The following is a 1,665-nucleotide window of genomic DNA, read 5'->3' on the forward strand; positions in this document are numbered from 1 at the left end:
CTTCTATGGGGAAGTGAAAGTCAAGCCCGGTTCACGATAAACATTCTGTTATGCGAAGTAAACCTCCTTGTCCGGTCTCTACGGCCAGCCTGCGCGGTCACCTACCATGACCAGACGCAGGCTGGCCGTAGAGACCGTTGCATAAAGGACGGTACCGACGCTCATCGCGTAAACCTTGTTGCAGCCTGGCATGTCAATGTCATTCAGGTCAGGGTGTCTGTTGACCGGTCAGTGCCGGGTCGACCTTCTATCCGTGCCGGCCTGACAGGCCGGTCACCTCATGCCGCATGCGCGAAGCGCTGGAGCTACCCTGTTACCGACGCGCCCCATCTAGGGAAACGGCCACCCGCAATGGGTAGCCCGAGCGTGTTCCGGGCGCGTTGACCTTTACATACTGTTGCTGTATCCGATGTCATTCAGTCATTCAGGCCCTCACGGTGTTGACGTCGCGCGGCTTGAGTATCGCACCGACGGGGATCTCGCCGTACTCGAGATAACGCCACAGGGCGATCGCCAGACGGCGTGCGAGCGCGACGATACCGATGCGCCGCATCCGCTTGCCGGTACCGGCAAAGCGCTCGTTGAACCAGTGGCTGAGCTGGCTGCCGGGCTGCAGGCGCAGCCAGCTCCAGGCGAGTTCAACCATCAGCCAGCGACATCGCCGGTTGCCCGCCTTGCTGATACCGAGTTCAACCTCGCTGGTGCCGCTGGCATACGGCGTGGGCGTCAGGCCCAGACAGCCGGCCACTTCGCGGCGGTTGCGAAACTGCCGCCAGCCGAACAGTTCCCTGACGAGCGTCCACGCGCTGCCTGCACCGATGCCGGCAAGCTGGGCGAGCAGCGCCATGCCGGGATGTGCGCCGCTGCGCACCTGCCGCTCCTGCTGCACTTCGAGCAGGCGGATCTGCTGGCGCACCAGCGCGAGCCGCTCACATTCGCGCTCAATCTCGGCGCGCAGGCCGGGCGCCAGCAACTCGCGCTGACGGGTCCACCAGTGCGTCCAGATGCGGCCGCCGACAGACCGGACCCGAAGATTGTGCAGTACCAGCAGGGAGCGGATCCGGTTGGTGTGCGCGGTCTGCTCTTTGCGCAGGCGTTCGAGCTCGCGGTGCAGGCGCCGGTCGTCCTCCTGCTCGGGGGTGGGAATGCGTGCCACCGCCCACACGCGCCGCTCGCCCGCGTAATAGCGCATGAGCATCGACAGCAGCTTGTCGCTGTCAAGCCGGTCTGTCTTGGCGCGACGCGCACGGCGGTTCACCTCGATGCTGGCCGAATCCACCACGAGATTGACGACGCCCTGTTCAGCCAGCCAGCGGTGCAGCCAGAAACCGTCGCGGCCTGCTTCATAACAGCTGTAGACGGGTGCGTCGGCGCCGAGATGGCAACGCGCCCTGGCGTTGGCGATGGCGGCGAGAACCGCCGTGGTATCACCGGCGGCGACCGTACAGCGGCTGGGCGCGCGCTGGCCATCACCCAGTGAGAGCTTCCAGTTCTTCTCGCCCAGTTCAAAAGCCATGTACAGGCGGCCACCTGCCGTCGTATTCTGCCCACGGAGGGCTGTGTCAGGCGTATCCATTTGCGTGCTCCTTCGGAGAAAACGAGTGTGCAAGTCCCGTTTTACTCCAGTCGGGCTTTCTGTCGCTGCCCTCCCACATAGCATCTAGG

General features: G+C 64.3%; 1 protein-coding gene. It reads right to left on the reverse strand.

Going from position 1 to position 1,665, the window contains the following annotated elements:
* Window positions 1-424: 424 nt before the first annotated feature.
* A complete protein-coding gene (locus SB772_RS38975) occupies window positions 425-1,576 on the reverse strand; it encodes an IS110 family transposase (protein ID WP_410838386.1) in 1,152 nt (383 codons plus the stop codon).
* Between the last annotated feature and the right edge of the window lie 89 nt (window positions 1,577-1,665).

Origin of the sequence: Paraburkholderia sp. SIMBA_030 (assembly GCF_046535245.1) — a bacterium.
Lineage (GTDB): Bacteria > Pseudomonadota > Gammaproteobacteria > Burkholderiales > Burkholderiaceae > Paraburkholderia.